Here is a 15,645-nt window from a genome sequence, read left to right as displayed (position 1 = left end):
TGCTCCCCGGCCCGGGCCCACTCGCCCACCTCCACCCGTGCTCGCTCACCTCCCTCCGCTCAGGTCCACCCGCGCACTTCCGCCCCTCCGCTCACCTCCACTTCCTGGTCTCCGCGCGCTCCCCTCATACGTCGTGCGGGCCCGGAGCCGGGGCCGGCCCGCTGGCCAACCGGGGCGTCCGGCCAAGGCGGCGAGCGGTGGGGCGCCCGGCCGGCGGATGGCCGGGGCTCAGCCCCGCACTGTCGCCTCCGCGGTCCGTAGGTCGGGGACGGTCACCGGGGTGTTCAGGACCTCCAGCAGTCGGGCGGCTTCCTGGGCCACCGCTTCCCGGGCCGGCTTGAGGTACTTCCGGGAGTCGACCAGCGCCGGGTCTGCATCCAGCGTCCGCCGTATCGAGCCGGTGAAGACGGAGACCAGATGGGTAGAGATGTTGATCTTCGTCATACCCGCGGCGATGGCCCGACGGAGCTCGTCGTCCGGCACCCCGGAGGAGCCGTGCAGGACCAGCGGCACAGGCAGCGTCGTGCGCAGCGCCGCGATCAGCTCCTTGTCCAACTCGGCGGTGCGCTCGCGCATCGCGTGGGAGGAGCCGACGGCGACGGCGAGGGCGTCCACTCTCGTGGCCCGGACGAAGGCCAGGGCTTCCGTGGGATCCGTACGCGCTCCCGGCGCATGGACACCGTCCTTCCCGCCGACCTCGCCGAGTTCCGCCTCGACGTAGGCGCCGCGCTCATGGCACCAGGCGGTGAGCTCGGCCGTGGTGGCGACGTTCTGCTCGTAGGGGAGGGCGGAGGCGTCCACCATGACCGAGCCCACCCCGGCGCCGATGCCCTGGTGGACCAGCTCCGCGTCGGTGATGTGGTCGAGGTGGACCGCGATCTGGGCCGTGGACCCCTCGGCGAGGGCGAGCGTGGCCCTGGTGAGGGGGAGCAGGCTGCCGTGATAGCGGATGCAGTTCTCGCTGATCTGCAGGATCAGTGGGATGCCGGTGCGCTCGGCGGCGGCGACCAGCGCCTCGGCGGTTTCCAGATGGATGACGTTGAAGGCCGCGGCGCCGACCCGCGCTTCGCGCGCGGCATCGACGATCGACGCGGTGGGGACGAGGGGCATGTGTCCTGACTCCCTTGTGGAAGGGGTGAGTTGACGGCGATCGGTGAATAGCGATTGGCGAACGGTGATCGGTGATCGGTGAATGGCGAACGGCGGGATGAGGAGGGGGCGCGGGTCCGCGGGGCCGGGGTCCGTGGCTAGGACGTGGCGGGTTCCTGGAGCATCACCGAGCGGGTCAGGCTGCGGGGGTTGTCCGGGTCCAGGCCCCGGGCGCGGGCCCGCTCCAGGGCGACGCGCTGCACCAGCACCAGGTCGGCCAGCGGATCCCGGGCATGGGAGACGAAGCGCGCTCCGGTCCGGGTCACCTCCGCCTCCAGTCCCTCCGGTGCCCGGCCGAAGAGCCAGGTCACCCGGCCGGGAGCGGCTATCGAGATCGGGCCGTGGCGGTACTCCATCGCGGGGTAGGACTCCGTCCAACTCTGCGACGCCTCCCGCATCTTGAGCGCCGCCTCATTGGCCAGGCCGTACGTCCAGCCGCTGCCGAGGAACGCGAACTGTTCGGCGTCCACCCACTCCTGCTCGATCGGCGTCGCCAGTGCCTCCTCGGCGTCGCCGACCGCCCGGGCGACGTCCTCTCCCAGGTGCGCGCGCAGCAGCGTCAGTGCCGTGGTCGCGAAGCGGGTCTGCACCACCGACCGCTCGTCGGCGAACGGCAGCACGACCGTCTCGTCGGACAGCTCGACCGCCGGGGTCTCGGGATCGCCGAGCACCGTCACCGTGGGGATCCGCCCCTTGACCGCCTCCAGCACCCGCAGCACCTCGGTCGTCGTTCCCGAGCGGGTGATCGCCAGTACCGCGTCATAGCCGCGGCCGTCGCCGAGGAACGCCTCCGAGGCCGGGAAGGGGTCCGTCACGCCCAGCCCCGCGCCCTCGCGCAGGGCCGCGTAGGACTGCGCCATGAACCACGACGTGCCGCAGCCGACGACGGCCACGCGCTGACCGGCCTTGGGCAGCGGCCCGTCGGCGGCGCCGATCCGCGCGGCCTCCCGCCAGGTCTCCGGCTGGCTGCGCAGCTCCTGCTCCATGTACGACGTCCCGCTCATGGACACCCTCCCGTGGTGCGTGATCGATGGTTGCTGATCGATTGCAGTCCGACTGCAACTTTCTGCTTCGCTAGAGGCGACTTTACGCATCTTCGTGCACTCGTTCCATCCCTCGTGCGAGTGATCGCGGTAGACGGGGTGCGTGGCGCTACCGCGCCAGGTGGGGGAGCGGCATGGCGTGAAGTGGACGTGGAGTGAAGCGAAAAACGGGTAGGTGGCTGTTGACATCTGTGTGAAAGGTGCCTGATATTCGCAAGATCAGTCATGCGGGCACGGGTCCGGTCATGGCTGAGGGCGCGGCGCCCAGGTGCCCGCCATGCCGTTACGCAGCAATGACGCTCCGTCGCACAAAGGACTCCCCATGTCCACTGCCCCGCTCTCCGCACCGCGCCCGTCGCCGCCGATGCCACGCCGCACCGGCCGGCTGTTCGCCCTCACCGGCGCCGTCGTCGGCGTCATCTACGGCTACGACACCGGCAGCATCTCCGGCGCCCTGGTCTTCCTCAGCAAGGACTTCGACCTCACCGAGACCGAGAAGGGGCTGGTCAACAGCATCCTGGTGTTCGGATCGATCCTGGGCGCGCTGATCGGCGGCAAACTCGCCGACGCGCTGGGCCGCAGGGCCGCGATGCTGATCGTCGCCTGCTCGTACGCGGTCTTCGTCGCGCTGTCCGCGGTCGCCCCCAACGTCGAAGTGCTCGACGCGGTCCGCTTCCTGCTGGGTGTCGCCATCGGCATCTCGATCGTGGCGGCACCGCTCTATGTCGCAGAATCGACCCCGGCCCGTATCCGCGGTGCCTCCGTCGCCGCCTACCAGGTGGCCACCGTCGTGGGCATCGTCCTCACGTACTTCGTCAACTGGGGCCTGTCCGGCGGCGGTCACTGGCGCTGGATGCTCGGCCTCTCGGCGATCCCCGCGGCCCTTGTCGTGATCCCGCTGCTGCGACTGCCGGACACCCCCCGCTGGTACGTCCTCAAGGGACGTACCGAACGGGCCGTCGAGGTCATGGCGGCGACCGACCCGGACGCCGACCCGCACGCCGAGGTCGCCGCGGTGCGCGCCGCACTGACCGAGGAGAGCGGCGGCTCGGTGCGCTCACTGTTGCGCAAGCCGTATGCCCGCGCCGCGGTCTTCGTGGTCGGCCTCGGATTCTTCTGCCAGATCACCGGCATCAACGCCGTGACGTACTACAGCCCGCAGATCTTCGAGGAGATGGGGTTCACCGGCAACGGCCAGAATTTCCTGCTGCCGTCCTTCGTCGAACTCGCCTCGCTGGTCGCCGCCGTGCTGGCCATCCTCATCATCGATCGCCTCGGCCGCCGGGTGGTGCTGCTCACCGGGATCGGCACGATGGCGGTGATGCTCGCGGTGCTGACCGTCGTCTTCAGTGCGGGAAAACTGCACGGCGCCACCACCTGGGTGGGCTTCGCCGCGATCCTCCTGTTCACCGCCGCCTTCAACTTCGGCTTCGGATCGCTGATCTGGGTCTATGCGAGCGAGGCGTTCCCGGCCCAGCTGCGCTCCACGGGGGCATCGGTGATGCTCACCGCCGACCTGGTCGCCAATCTCGTGATCGCCCAGTTCTTCCCGTCGCTGATGGCCAAGGCCGGTGCCGCCGCGACCTTCGCGGGCCTGGGCGTGCTCGCGCTCTGCGCCCTGGCGTTCGCCGCCGTCACCGCTCCCGAGACCAAGGGCCGTCAACTGGAGGAGATCCAGGACTACTGGAGCAACGGCGGTCGCTGGCCCACCGCACCCGAGCCCGGCCCGGTCGGCGCCGGACCGCTCGGCGGTTCGGCCGCGTCCCCGGCCTCACCCTCCTGATGCACCCACACGAAGCCCGGCCCACCGGATACGTCCGGCGGGCCGGGCCACGGTGCGAGGAGTTCAAGAGGTGCGAGGGGTTCAGGAGGGGAGTTGCTCCCGGTATTCCGCCAGGGCCGGTGCGGTCTTCGTCGCCACGAACTCGGTGATCCGGTACTCGCAGACCCCCTCGCGGACGAACGGGTCCTCGGCCGTGAGCTTCTCGGCGGTCGCCCGGTCGATCCCGGCGGCGATGATCACGCCTCCGTCGCGCGGGTCCTTCCGGCCGGAGGCGATGAAGTGCCCGGCGGTGTACCCCTGCTCCAGCCACGCCACGTGGTCCGAGAGGGCGGCGTCGACCCGGTCGAGCGGCGCGGTGTAGGTCAGCTCCAAGATGAACATGGCTGCAATATAGAGGAGGGGGGTGGCGGTCGGCCGGGGCCGGTACGCGGCCGTCGCACCCGGTCGGCGGTTCGGTAGCGTTGCGGGCACCATGGACACTTCCGGAATCATCTCCCGCGCTGACGAACTGCGGCACTGGCCCGCGGACGAGGCCGGGGCCCGCGCGGTCCAGGACCGGCTGCGCGCCCACGTACGACTCGACGAGGCCGGCCCGGAACCGGGCTTCGAGGGCACCGTGGTCGGCGTGGACGTCGCCTACGACGACGAGCGGGACGTGGTCGCCGCGGCCGCCGTCGCCCTGGACGCCCGCACCCTCGCGGTCGTCGACGAGGCCACCGCCGTCGGCCCGGTCCCCTTCCCCTACATCCCCGGGCTGCTCGCCTTCCGGGAGATTCCCACAGTCCTGGACGCGCTGGACCGGCTGGCCCGTATTCCCGACCTGGTGGTCTGCGACGGCTACGGGCTCGCCCATCCGCGGCGCTTCGGCCTCGCCAGTCACCTCGGGGTGCTGACCGGACTGCCCACCATCGGGGTCGCCAAGACCCCCTTCACCTTCTCCTACCAGGCGCCGGGGCCGGAGCGCGGCGCCACCTCGCCGCTGTGGGACGACCAGGTGGCGGGCGGTGAGCCCGAAGAGGTGGGACGTGCCCTGCGCACCCAACGGGGCGTCAAACCCGTCTTCGTGTCGGTGGGCCACCGGGTCGACCTCGACCGGGCCTGTGCGCACACGCTCCAACTGGCGGCCAGATACCGCCTTCCGGAGACGACCCGGGCCGCCGACTCGCTGTGCCGCAAGGCCCTGGCGAACGTCTGACCGCCGCCTCGGCTACCGGCTGACCACCCGGAACGTGATCCCGGCGTCCCGAAGGCGCCGGATCAGCGCGTCCCCCATGGCCACGGCCGTCGTCACCTGGCCCGCGGTCTCGGGGAGGTCGTCGAAGGCCAGGCTGAGCGCCGCCTCGGCGAGCATCTTGGCGGTCTCGTCGTAGCCGGGGTCGCCGCCCGCGACCTCGGTGACCAGGTGCACCTCGCCGCCCGAGGCCACGAACCGCACCTTGAACCAACTCCGCGCCCGCCGCTCCTGGCTCGGCCCGTCGCCCGGTTGGAGCCGGCCCGACAACCAACGTCGGACGGGCGGTACCTGGGCGAGCACGGACAGCGCCCCCGCGCCCACCACGCCGGCCACCACCGTCGGCAGCCGGCGCACCCCCGCGTAGTGGCGGTACCGGAAGTCGGGACCGTAGTGGTCGAGGGCGGCGGCGGAGCGGGCGACGATCTGCGGGTCCAGGGTGGGCAGGGGGACGCCCCAGGTACGGGTCTCGCGGCTGTGGACGGGCGGGCCGAACGGCGCGCGCACGGAACGGCCGGTGGGCCGCGGTTCGGCTCGATGGCGGGCCCGGGCGGCGCGGGCCATGGCGGCCGGGCGGGAGGCCGCGGTCAGCGCCGAGGCCAGGGTCCCGCCGGAGAACTGGCCGTTGGTCCGCACGAAGCCGTCGATGCGCACGGGCACGTCCTTGGGGAGCAGCCCCACCGTGTAGTGCACGCCGAGGTCGTACGGGACGGAGTCGAAGCCGCAGGCGTGGACGAGACGGGCCCCGGAGGCGCGGGCGGTGGCGTCGTGCCGCAGGTACATCCGGTCGACGAACTCCGCCTCGCCGGTGAGGTCCAGGTAGTCGGTGCCGGCCGCCGCGCAGGCCGCGACCAGCGGCTCACCGTGCATCAGATAGGGCCCGACGGTGGTGGCCAGCACCCGGGTGCCGGCGGCGAGGGCGCGCAGCGAATCCGGGTCGGCGCTGTCGGCCCGGAGCAGCGGGAGGTCCGCGCAGGCCGGGTTGACGGCCGTCAGCCGGTCGCGCAGCCGCTCCAGTTTGGCGGTGCTGCGTCCGGCGAGTGCCCAGCGGCAGCCCTCGGGGGCGTGCCGGGCCAGGTACTCCGCGGTGAGCGCGCCGGCGAATCCGGTCGCTCCGTACAGGACGAGGTCGTGGTCCCGCCCTGGGGTGTCCTGCCGTGGCATCTGCGTCCTCTCTGGTCCGGGGTCCGGACCTTAGGGAGTTGTCGAACGTACGTCAACGAACGGGTGGGGCGGCGTGGTTGCCGGCCCCCGGGCGCGGCCTGGTGCGTCCCGTCTTGACGCGGAGGGGGAGCGGGTCCAGATTCGTGCGGGAGAGGGGACGTCCGATGTCCGGTTTGACCGGGTAGGTGTGACGGGTGGGCCGGGTCGCTGCTGGAGGAAGGCGGTTCCCGCGATGATGCACCCCGCGCAGATCCCCGACCGGCCGCCGCGCCGCCCCTGGTACCACGAGGTCGCCCCGCACCAGTGGAAAGCGGTGTCCGCCGCCTGGCTCGGCTACCTCCTGGACGGCTTCGACTTCGTGCTGATCACGCTCGTGCTGACCGAGATCGCCGACGACTTCCGCCTGGACACCGCGACCGCCGCCTCCCTCGTCTCCGCCGCCTTCATCACCCGCTGGCTGGGCGGCGCGCTCCTGGGGTCGCTCGGCGACCGTCACGGCCGGCGAACGGCCATGATCGCCAGCATCGTCCTCTACTCGCTCGCCACCTTCGCCTGCGGGTTCGCCTGGGACTACACCAGCCTGTTCGTCGCCCGCCTGGTGATCGGGGTGGGCATGGCGGGGGAGTACAGCACCAGCGTGACCTACGTCCTGGAGAGCTGGCCGACCCGACTGCGCAACCGGGCCTCCGGATTCCTGATCTCCGGCTATGCGGGAGGTACGGTCCTCGCGGCCCAGCTCTATGCCTGGGTGGTGCCCACGTGGGGCTGGCGCTGGATGTTCTGGATCGGGGTGCTGCCCGTCCTCGTCGCCCTGTGGATGCGCCGCTCGCTGCCGGAGGCGGGGGACTGGCACACCGAGATCGGCGCCGCCGGGGCAGGACCCGGGGCGCGGCGCCCGGAACGCCCAAGTCTGTTCCGGCCGTTGTTCACCGGCGGTCTGCGGCGCCAGGCCAACGTCGTGCTGGCGGCGGTCGCCTCGGCCGCGCTGTTCTGCGCCTTCACCCCGCTCGGCGCGGGGTTCGTGCCCTGGTCGGCCACGGTCGCAGTGCTGTGCCTGGTGGCCTTCGCCGCACAACTGGGCGGACGTCGCGGCTGGTTGCTGTACGTCTCCCTGATGGTGACGGTGTTCTGCGCCTTCCTCTACAGCTGGCCGGTGCAGGCGCTGCTGCCCACCTACCTCAAGTCCGATCTGGGATACACGCCCGCGCAGGTCGGCGACGTGATGTTCTTCGCGGGGTTCGGCACCATGGCCGGCTGCTGGCTGGCCGGGTTCACCGGCGACCTGCTCGGGACCCGGCGCGCCTACGCGTACACCCTGCTGGCCTCGCTGGCGTTCGTCTTCCCGGTGTTCGCGGTGCGCGGGAGTCTGGTGGGGCTGGGGGTGCTGATCTTCATGCTGCTGGCGTTGGGGCAGGGCATCTCCGGGATCCTGCCCAAGTACATCGCGGGGCACTTTCCGACCGGGGCCCGCGCCGCGTCGCTGGGCTTCGTCTACAACGTGGGGGCGCTGGGCGGCGCGGTGGCGCCGGTCCTCGGGGCGCAGCTCGCCCGGGGGATGTCCCTGGGGCGGGCGCTGGCGGTCCTCACCTTCGGGCTGACGCTCCTGGTCGTCGTCCTGGTGGGCGGCGATGTCCCGCGGCGGCTGGCGCGGCTGGTGGACCGTCAGGTGTCCGGCGACCTGCTCACGTCGGGTCCCGAGCGCGGCGTGGGCGCGGGCGGGGCCGGCGGGCCGGATGCCGCCCGTGGAGAGGCGTCGCCCGGTGCGGTGTGACGAGGGGCGGGGGAACGCGGCGTCCGAGGGCGGTGGCAGCTGCCGCCGCACGCGGACGCGGCCGGGTTCACTCCGTACTGTCGGTGCGCCGCCCCAGCGCCACGCCACGGACGCCCTCCAGTTCCGTCAGCGCCTCCACCAGGGGATGCGCGGAACCGTTGCCCTCCAGACGGAGCAGCACCTCGGCCGCCGGGTGGCCGTCCTCCTGGCCGGTCTCCACCTGGACGTCGGTGACCCGGAACCCGCTCCCGGTGCACAGCTCCAATATTCGTCCCAGCAGTCCGTGTTGTGCCTGGTAGGCGAGGCGGAGTTCGACCCGGTCGAAGGCGGGTCCCGAGGCGATCCGCTCCGAGACCTTCGCGAAGCCGCGCACGATCAGGAAGTGCACCGCCGTGGCGCCGATCGCGAGCAGCGGCAGCCCACCGCCGCAGGCCATCCCGATGGCGCAGGTCAGCCAGATGGTCGCGGCCGTCGTCAGCCCCCGGACCGCGTCCCGTCGCACGAAGATCAGCCCACCGCCGATGAAGCCGATGCCGGAGACGACCTGCGCGGCGACCCGGGAGGGGTCCAGCGCCACGCCGTCCGTGCCCAGCAGCGAGCCGAAGCCGTGGATCGACACTTCCATGAACAGGGCGCTGCCGACCCCGACGAGGGTGTGGGTGCGCAGCCCGGCGCTCTTCTGCCGGGCCTCCCGCTCCAACCCGATCAGCGAGGACAGCAGCAGGGCGATGGCCAGCTCGGCGAACTGCCGCAGCCCTTGGCCGGCGCGGACGTCGAATAATGCGGCGGCGAGGTGTGACATGACGGCATTGTCCCTCCGCCGGACCGGTGTCCGGCGCTCCGCGGGCCGTTGTCAGTGGTCGCGGTTAGCGTTGAGGGCGATGGGCGGCGCGGGCGGTGCGCGGCCCGCCGGAGGCACCGCGGGCGGTGCCGGACGGGGGAGCGGACGTGGAGGACGGCATGGCGAAGGCGGCAGGGCCGATGACGGCACCGGCGCGCGCGGTCGCGCCCCGCCGCTGCATAGCGCCCGAGCGGCTCATCGACCGGCTCGGCAGGAATTAGGCGCAGCAGCAGGCGCGCGAAGGTCCGTGACGGCGAGGGCAGTTGAGCATCGCCGGCGCGGGCCTTTTGTCTTGACGGCCACTTGGCACAGGGGGGCTTGTGGAAAGTGGAACACGTTCTTAACATCACGAGTGTTACATCAGAAGTGTCACAGTGCGGAAGGCATGGGGCGCGATGACGCAGTCAGGGAACGGCCCGCTGAGCGGGGTGCGGGTGGTGGAGCTCGCGGGCATCGGCCCCGGCCCGTTCGCGGCCATGCTGCTCGCCGACCTCGGTGCCGACGTCGTCCGGGTCGACCGCCCCGGAGGCGCCGGGCTGGGCATCGATCCGGCATCCGACATCACCAACCGCAACAAGCGCTCGGTGCTGGTGGACCTGAAGCAGCCCACCGGGGTGGCGCAGGTCCTCGACCTGGCCGAGCGTGCCGACGTCCTGATCGAGGGATACCGCCCCGGCGTGGCCGAACGGCTGGGCGTCGGGCCCGAGCCCTGCCTGGCGCGCAACCCCCGCCTGGTCTACGGCCGGATGACCGGCTGGGGGCAGGAAGGCCCGCTCTCCGGCACCGCCGGGCACGACATCGGCTACATCGCCATCACCGGCGCCCTCGGCATGATCGGCCCGCCCGACGGCCCGCCCGCCATCCCCGCCAATCTGCTCGGCGACTACGCCGGCGGCTCCCTGTACCTCGTTATCGGGGTCCTCGCGGCCCTCCAGCACGCCCGCACCGAGGGCGGAGCGGGCCAGGTGGTGGACGCCGCGATCGTCGACGGCACGGCCCATCTGACGGCGATGATCCACGGCATGCTGGCGGCCGGCGGCTGGCAGGACCGGCGGGGCGCCAACCTCCTCGACGGCGGCACACCGTTCTACGGCGCCTACGAGACCGCCGACGGCGGGTACATGGCCGTCGGCGCGCTGGAGCAGCGGTTCTACGCCGAGTTCATCCGGCTGCTCGGCATCGCGGACGAGGTCCCCGGCCGGGACGACCTCGCCGCCTGGGAGCAGCTCCGCACCGCCATCGCGGCCCGGTTCCGGACCCGTACCCGGGACGAGTGGACCGCCGTCTTCCAGGACTCCGACGCCTGCGTGGCACCCGTGCTCTCCCTGCGCGAGGCCCCGGCGCACCCGCACCTCGCCGCCCGCGGCACCTTCACCGAGCACGCCGGCCTGACCCAACCCGCCCCCGCGCCGCGCTTCTCGGCCACCCCGGGGACGGTCCGCAGACCTCCCGCCCGGCCCGGAGCGGACACCGAAGAGGTCGCCCGTGACTGGCGCGTGCCCGGCCTCGCCGCACCGGCCGACGGCCCGCGCCGCACCGAGCGGAAGGAGGCGGCCCGCTGATGGAGCTCTCCGCCACCCTTCGGTGCCCGACCGATCCGCGTCGCGCCGCCGAAGGGGCCGCCGCCCTCGGACGGGCCGGACGCGCCCCCGCGCTCGGCCGCCGCAGACCGTCGCCGGCGGCATGGGCGCGAGGGGGAAGTACTTCCACCACGACCTCGCCGCCGCCTACGGCTGCATGGGCGCCCTCTCGGACGAAGGCCGAGCGGACGATCGCCGTGTGCCGGGAGGCCGGCGTGACGACGTTCGACGTCCGGCCCATAGGCCCCGATCCCGCCGCGCTCGGCGAGCCCGTCACGAGCCGGGCCTGAGGGGACCGGGCACGAGGAAGCGCCCACCGGGGGACCCCGGACCCCCGCCCGAGCAGCCCCGCCGACCACCCAGGACCATCCCCGAAGGGACAGCAGAGTGAAGCGCCAGATCTTCACCGAGGACCACGACGCCTTCCGTGAGACGGTGCGCACCTTCCTCGCCAAGGAGGTGACGCCGCACTACGAGAAGTGGGAGAAGGACGGCATCGTCAGCCGGGACGCCTGGCGGGCGGCCGGCCGGCAGGGACTGCTGGGCCTGGCCGTGCCCGAGGAATACGGCGGCGGGGGCGCCACCGACTTCCGCTACAGCGCCGTCCTGGCCGAGGAGTTCACCCGCGCCGGCACCCCGGGCTTCGCCATCGGGCTGCACAACGACATCATCGGTCCCTATCTGACCTCGCTCGCCACCGAGGAGCAGAAGCGCCGCTGGCTGCCCGGCTTCTGCACCGGCGAGACCATCACCGCCATCGCGATGACCGAGCCCGGCGCCGGCTCCGACCTCCAGGGCATCCGCACCGCCGCCGAGGACCGCGGCGACCACTGGGTCCTCAACGGCTCCAAGACCTTCATCTCCAACGGCATCCTCGCCGACCTCGTGATCGTCGTCGCCAGGACCACCCGCGAGGGCGGTGCGCACGGCCTGAGCCTGCTGGTCGTCGAGCGCGGGATGGCCGGCTTCGAGCGGGGCCGCAACCTCGACAAGATCGGCCAGAAGTCGCAGGACACCGCCGAACTGTTCTTCAACGACGTACGGGTGCCCAAGGAGAACCTCCTCGGTGAGCTCAACGGTGCCTTCGTGCACCTGATGACCAATCTCGCCCAGGAGCGGATGGCGATAGCGATCGCCGGGATCGCCGCCGCCGAGCACCTGCTGGAGATCACCACCGGCTATGTCAAGGAGCGTGAGGCGTTCGGCCGGCCGCTCGCCAAGCTCCAGCACATCCGGTTCGAGATAGCCGAGATGGCCACCGAGTGCGCGGTCACCCGAGCCTTCCTCGACCGCTGCATCGCCGACCACTCCGACGGCACCCTCGACGCCGTGCACGCCTCCATGGCCAAGTGGTGGGCCACCGAGCTGCAGAAGCGGGTGGCCGACCGCTGCCTCCAACTCCACGGCGGATACGGCTACATGACCGAATACCCCGTCGCCCGGGCCTTCACCGACGGCCGCATCCAGACCATCTACGGAGGGACGACCGAGATCATGAAGGAGATCATCGGCCGCTCCCTGCTCGGCTAACCCTCCCCGACTGTGCCGTCCCGGGGCATGACATCAGCGGCTGACCCCGCGGGCCCCCGACCCCGGGCCGCGAAGAAAGGCTTTTCAGTGAGCACCGAAGCGTATGTGTACGACGCGGTCCGCACCCCCCGCGGCCGCGGCAAGGCCAATGGCGCGCTGCACGGCACCAAGCCGATCGACCTGGTCGTCGGCCTGATCCACGAGGTGCGGCGGCGCTTCCCCGACCTGGACCCGGCCGCGATCGACGACATCGTGCTGGGCGTCGTCGGACCGGTCGGCGACCAGGGCTCCGACATCGCCCGGATCGCCGCGATCGCCGCCGGCCTGCCCGACACCGTCGCCGGCGTACAGGAGAACCGCTTCTGTGCCTCCGGGCTCGAAGCCGTCAACATGGCGGCGGCCAAGGTCCGTTCGGGTTGGGAGGACCTCGTCCTGGCCGGCGGCGTCGAGTCGATGTCGCGGGTCCCGATGGCCTCCGACGGCGGTGCCTGGTTCGCCGACCCGATGACCAACTTCGACACCGGCTTCGTCCCGCAGGGCATCAGCGCCGACCTCATCGCCACCATCGAGGGCTACACCCGCCGCGATGTCGACGAGTACGCCGCGCTCTCCCAGGAGCGGGCCGCCGCGGCCTGGAAGGACGCCCGCTTCGAGCGCTCCGTCGTTCCCGTCCTGGACCGCAACGGCCTGGTCGTCCTCGACCACGACGAGCATCTGCGCCCCGGCACCACCGCCGACTCGCTGGCCGGCCTGAAGCCGTCCTTCGCCGCCATCGGCGAGGCCGGCGGCTTCGACGCGGTCGCCCTCCAGAAGTACCACTGGGTCGAGAAGATCGACCACGTCCACCACGCCGGCAACTCCTCCGGCATCGTGGACGGCGCCGCACTGGTCGCCATCGGCTCCAAGGAGGTCGGCGAGCGCTACGGCCTGACCCCGCGGGCCCGCATCGTCTCCGCCGCGGTCTCCGGCTCCGAGCCGACGATCATGCTCACCGGCCCCGCGCCCGCCAGCCGCAAGGCCCTGGCCAAGGCCGGTCTGACCGTCGACGACATCGACCTGGTCGAGATCAACGAGGCGTTCGCCGCGGTCGTCCTGCGCTTCGTCAAGGACATGGGCCTCAGCCTGGACAAGGTCAACGTCAACGGCGGCGCCATCGCCCTGGGCCACCCCCTCGGCGCCACCGGCGCGATGATCCTCGGCACCCTCGTCGACGAGCTGGAGCGGCAGGACAAGCGCTACGGCCTCGCCACCCTCTGCGTCGGCGGCGGCATGGGCGTCGCCACCGTCGTCGAGCGTCTCTGACCCCCTCGTCCCGCCCACCACGGAGTACCAACCATGAGTGAATCCACCACCATTCGCTGGGAGCAGGACGAGACCGGCGTCGTCACCCTGGTCCTGGACGACCCCGACCAGTCCGCCAACACCATGAACAACGCCTTCAAGACCTCCCTCACCGCGGTCGCCGACCGCCTGGAGGCCGAGAAGGACGGGATCCGCGGCATCATCTTCACCTCCGCCAAGAAGACCTTCTTCGCCGGCGGCGACCTGCGCGACCTGATCGCCGTCACCCCCGCCCAGGCGCAGCAGGCGTTCGAGGCGGGCAACGGCATCAAGCGCGACCTGCGGCGGATCGAGACGCTCGGCAAGCCCGTCGTCGCCGCCATCAACGGCGCCGCGCTGGGCGGTGGTTACGAGATCGCCCTGGCCTGCCACCACCGTGTCGCCCTGGACACCCCCGGTACCAAGATCGGCCTGCCCGAGGTCACCCTCGGCCTGCTGCCCGCCGGCGGCGGCGTCACCCGCACGGTCCGGCTGCTGGGCATCACCGACGCGCTGCTGAAGGTGCTCCTCCAGGGCACCCAGTACAACGCCACCCGCGCCAAGGACAACGGGCTGATCCACGAGGTCGCCGCGACCCCCGAGGAACTACTCGTCAAGGCGCGGGAGTTCATCGACGCCCACCCCGAGTCCCAGCAGCCGTGGGACGTCAAGGGCTACAAGATCCCCGGTGGCACCCCGGCCCACCCGAAGTTCGCCGCCAACCTCCCGGCGTTCCCCGCCAACCTCAAGAAGCAGCTCAACGGCGCGCCCTACCCGGCGCCGCGCAACATCCTCGCCGCGGCCGTCGAGGGCTCCCAGGTCGACTTCGAGACCGCGCAGACCATCGAGGCGCGCTACTTCGTCGAGCTGGTCACCGGCCAGGTCTCCAAGAACATGATCCAGGCGTTCTTCTTCGACCTCCAGGCCGTCAACTCCGGTGCCAACCGCCCCAAGGGCATCGAGCCGCGCACGGTCCGGAAGGTCGGCGTCCTCGGCGCCGGCATGATGGGCGCGGGCATCGCCTACGCCTGTGCCAGGGCGGGCATCGAGGTCGTCCTCAAGGACGTCACCCTGGAGGCGGCCGAGCGGGGCAAGGAGTACTCCGAGGGGCTGCTCGCCAAGGCGCTGGCCAAGGGGCGGACCACCGAGGCGCAGCGCGACGAGCTGCTGGCCCGGATCACCCCCACCGCCGAGCCCGCCGACCTCGCCGGCTGCGACGCGGTCATCGAGGCGGTCTTCGAGGACGTCGCCCTCAAGCACAAGGTGTTCAAGGAGATCCAGCACATCGTCGGGCCCGACGCGCTGCTGTGCTCCAACACCTCCACCCTGCCCATCACGCTGCTGGCCGAAGGCGTCGAGCGGGACGCCGACTTCATCGGCCTGCACTTCTTCTCGCCGGTCGACAAGATGCCGCTGGTGGAGATCATCAAGGGCGAGCGGACCGGTGACGAGGCGCTGGCCCGCGCCTTCGACCTGGTGCGCCAGATCAAGAAGACGCCGATCGTCGTCAACGACTCGCGCGGCTTCTTCACCTCCCGCGTCATCGGCCACTTCATCAACGAGGGCGTGGCGATGATCGGCGAGGGCCTCGACCCGGCCTCGGTCGAACAGGCCGCGGCCCAGGCCGGCTACCCGGCCAAGGTGCTGTCCCTGATGGACGAGCTCACCCTCACCCTCCCGCGCAAGATCCGCAACGAGACCAGGCGCGCCGTGGAGGAGGCCGGCGGCACCTGGCAGCCGCACCCGGCCGACGCCGTCATCGACCGCATGGTGGACGAGTTCGGGCGCCCCGGTCGCAGCGGCGGCGCGGGCTTCTACGCGTACGGCGACGACGGCAAGCGGGTCGGCCTGTGGCCGGGGCTGCGCGAGCACTTCCAGCGGGAGGGCGCCGTCATCCCGTTCCGGGACATGCAGGAGCGGATGCTGTTCTCCGAGGCGCTGGACACCGTCCGCTGCCTGGAGGAGGGCGTGTTGACGTCCGTAGCCGACGCCAACATCGGCTCCATCTTCGGCATCGGCTTCCCGGGCTGGACCGGCGGTGTGCTCCAGTACATCAACGGCTACCAGGGTGGGCCGGGCCGGGAGGAACTCGTCGGTCTGCCCGGGTTCGTGGCCCGTGCCCGGGAGCTCCAGGCGGCCTACGGCGACCGGTTCGCGCCCTCCGCGCTGCTGGTCGAAAAGGCCGAGCGGGGCGAGAAGTTCAGCGACTGAGCGTGCGCGGGGGCGGGCCGTC

Annotated in this window: 12 protein-coding genes; 7 read left to right on the top strand and 5 right to left on the bottom strand. The window is 71.9% G+C overall.

The annotated features are described in order from the left end of the window. Nucleotides 1–228: 228 nt before the first annotated feature. Entirely contained in the window at nucleotides 229–1,110 is an 882-nt protein-coding gene (locus MOV08_RS08990; protein WP_275306953.1) for a class II fructose-bisphosphate aldolase, read from the bottom strand. A gap of 137 nt (nucleotides 1,111–1,247) precedes the next feature. Beyond that, complete coding sequence (locus MOV08_RS08985) at nucleotides 1,248–2,153, bottom strand: SIS domain-containing protein (protein ID WP_275306952.1); 906 nt, start codon at nucleotides 2,151–2,153, stop codon at nucleotides 1,248–1,250. Between the two features lie 361 nt (nucleotides 2,154–2,514). On the opposite strand from MOV08_RS08985, the gene MOV08_RS08980 reads away from it, so the two are divergent. Continuing rightward, the gene (locus MOV08_RS08980; protein ID WP_275306951.1) at nucleotides 2,515–3,975 is read left to right on the top strand and encodes a sugar porter family MFS transporter; all 1,461 of its coding nucleotides are present in this window, start codon (nucleotides 2,515–2,517) and stop codon (nucleotides 3,973–3,975) included. 81 nt (nucleotides 3,976–4,056) lie between these two features. Here the strand turns inward: MOV08_RS08980 and MOV08_RS08975 are convergent, their stop codons facing one another. Further along, entirely contained in the window at nucleotides 4,057–4,356 is a 300-nt protein-coding gene (locus MOV08_RS08975) for a YciI family protein (RefSeq protein ID WP_039630870.1), read from the bottom strand. A gap of 91 nt (nucleotides 4,357–4,447) precedes the next feature. On the opposite strand from MOV08_RS08975, the gene MOV08_RS08970 reads away from it, so the two are divergent. Next, nucleotides 4,448–5,170 carry an endonuclease V gene (locus MOV08_RS08970; RefSeq protein WP_275306950.1) on the top strand — a complete coding sequence of 241 codons (723 nt, stop codon included), beginning with the start codon at nucleotides 4,448–4,450 and terminating at the stop codon, nucleotides 5,168–5,170. A 12-nt stretch (nucleotides 5,171–5,182) separates the two neighbouring features. Here the strand turns inward: MOV08_RS08970 and MOV08_RS08965 are convergent, their stop codons facing one another. After that, on the bottom strand, nucleotides 5,183–6,370 hold the full coding sequence (locus MOV08_RS08965) for a saccharopine dehydrogenase family protein (RefSeq protein ID WP_275306949.1): 1,188 nt from the start codon (nucleotides 6,368–6,370) through the stop codon (nucleotides 5,183–5,185). Nucleotides 6,371–6,605: 235 nt separating this feature from the next. Here MOV08_RS08965 and MOV08_RS08960 point away from each other — a divergent pair, with 235 nt between their 5' ends. Continuing rightward, the gene (locus tag MOV08_RS08960; RefSeq protein WP_275311737.1) at nucleotides 6,606–8,141 is read left to right on the top strand and encodes a sialate:H+ symport family MFS transporter; all 1,536 of its coding nucleotides are present in this window, start codon (nucleotides 6,606–6,608) and stop codon (nucleotides 8,139–8,141) included. Between the two features lie 67 nt (nucleotides 8,142–8,208). Here MOV08_RS08960 and MOV08_RS08955 read toward each other — a convergent pair whose 3' ends face one another. After that, complete coding sequence (locus tag MOV08_RS08955; RefSeq protein WP_039630865.1) at nucleotides 8,209–8,943, bottom strand: MgtC/SapB family protein; 735 nt, start codon at nucleotides 8,941–8,943, stop codon at nucleotides 8,209–8,211. 434 nt (nucleotides 8,944–9,377) lie between these two features. Here MOV08_RS08955 and MOV08_RS08950 point away from each other — a divergent pair, with 434 nt between their 5' ends. The 4 genes from MOV08_RS08950 (at nucleotide 9,378) to MOV08_RS08935 (ending at nucleotide 15,623) form a co-directional block, all read left to right on the top strand. Further along, complete coding sequence (locus tag MOV08_RS08950; protein WP_039630862.1) at nucleotides 9,378–10,544, top strand: CaiB/BaiF CoA transferase family protein; 1,167 nt, start codon at nucleotides 9,378–9,380, stop codon at nucleotides 10,542–10,544. A 405-nt stretch (nucleotides 10,545–10,949) separates the two neighbouring features. Continuing rightward, nucleotides 10,950–12,092 carry an acyl-CoA dehydrogenase family protein gene (locus MOV08_RS08945; protein WP_275306948.1) on the top strand — a complete coding sequence of 381 codons (1,143 nt, stop codon included), beginning with the start codon at nucleotides 10,950–10,952 and terminating at the stop codon, nucleotides 12,090–12,092. An 87-nt stretch (nucleotides 12,093–12,179) separates the two neighbouring features. Further along, entirely contained in the window at nucleotides 12,180–13,394 is a 1,215-nt protein-coding gene (locus MOV08_RS08940; RefSeq protein ID WP_275306947.1) for an acetyl-CoA C-acetyltransferase, read from the top strand. A 33-nt stretch (nucleotides 13,395–13,427) separates the two neighbouring features. After that, on the top strand, nucleotides 13,428–15,623 hold the full coding sequence (locus tag MOV08_RS08935; RefSeq protein ID WP_039630857.1) for a 3-hydroxyacyl-CoA dehydrogenase NAD-binding domain-containing protein: 2,196 nt from the start codon (nucleotides 13,428–13,430) through the stop codon (nucleotides 15,621–15,623). Nucleotides 15,624–15,645 lie beyond the last annotated feature (22 nt).

Origin of the sequence: Streptomyces yunnanensis (assembly GCF_029011865.1) — a bacterium.
Classification (GTDB): Bacteria; Actinomycetota; Actinomycetes; order Streptomycetales; family Streptomycetaceae; genus Streptomyces; species Streptomyces yunnanensis.
Note: the sequence above shows the minus strand (reverse complement) of the source record. Positions and strands in the feature narration are given on the sequence as shown.

Coding starts and splice junctions, on each gene's coding strand:
- MOV08_RS08990 (WP_275306953.1), bottom strand. CDS start 1,110: ATGCCCCTCGTCCCCACCGCGTCGATCGTCGATGCCGCGCGCGAAGCG.
- MOV08_RS08985 (WP_275306952.1), bottom strand. CDS start 2,153: ATGAGCGGGACGTCGTACATGGAGCAGGAGCTGCGCAGCCAGCCGGAG.
- MOV08_RS08980 (WP_275306951.1), top strand. CDS start 2,515: ATGTCCACTGCCCCGCTCTCCGCACCGCGCCCGTCGCCGCCGATGCCA.
- MOV08_RS08975 (WP_039630870.1), bottom strand. CDS start 4,356: ATGTTCATCTTGGAGCTGACCTACACCGCGCCGCTCGACCGGGTCGAC.
- MOV08_RS08970 (WP_275306950.1), top strand. CDS start 4,448: ATGGACACTTCCGGAATCATCTCCCGCGCTGACGAACTGCGGCACTGG.
- MOV08_RS08965 (WP_275306949.1), bottom strand. CDS start 6,370: ATGCCACGGCAGGACACCCCAGGGCGGGACCACGACCTCGTCCTGTAC.
- MOV08_RS08960 (WP_275311737.1), top strand. CDS start 6,606: ATGCACCCCGCGCAGATCCCCGACCGGCCGCCGCGCCGCCCCTGGTAC.
- MOV08_RS08955 (WP_039630865.1), bottom strand. CDS start 8,943: ATGTCACACCTCGCCGCCGCATTATTCGACGTCCGCGCCGGCCAAGGG.
- MOV08_RS08950 (WP_039630862.1), top strand. CDS start 9,378: ATGACGCAGTCAGGGAACGGCCCGCTGAGCGGGGTGCGGGTGGTGGAG.
- MOV08_RS08935 (WP_039630857.1), top strand. CDS start 13,428: ATGAGTGAATCCACCACCATTCGCTGGGAGCAGGACGAGACCGGCGTC.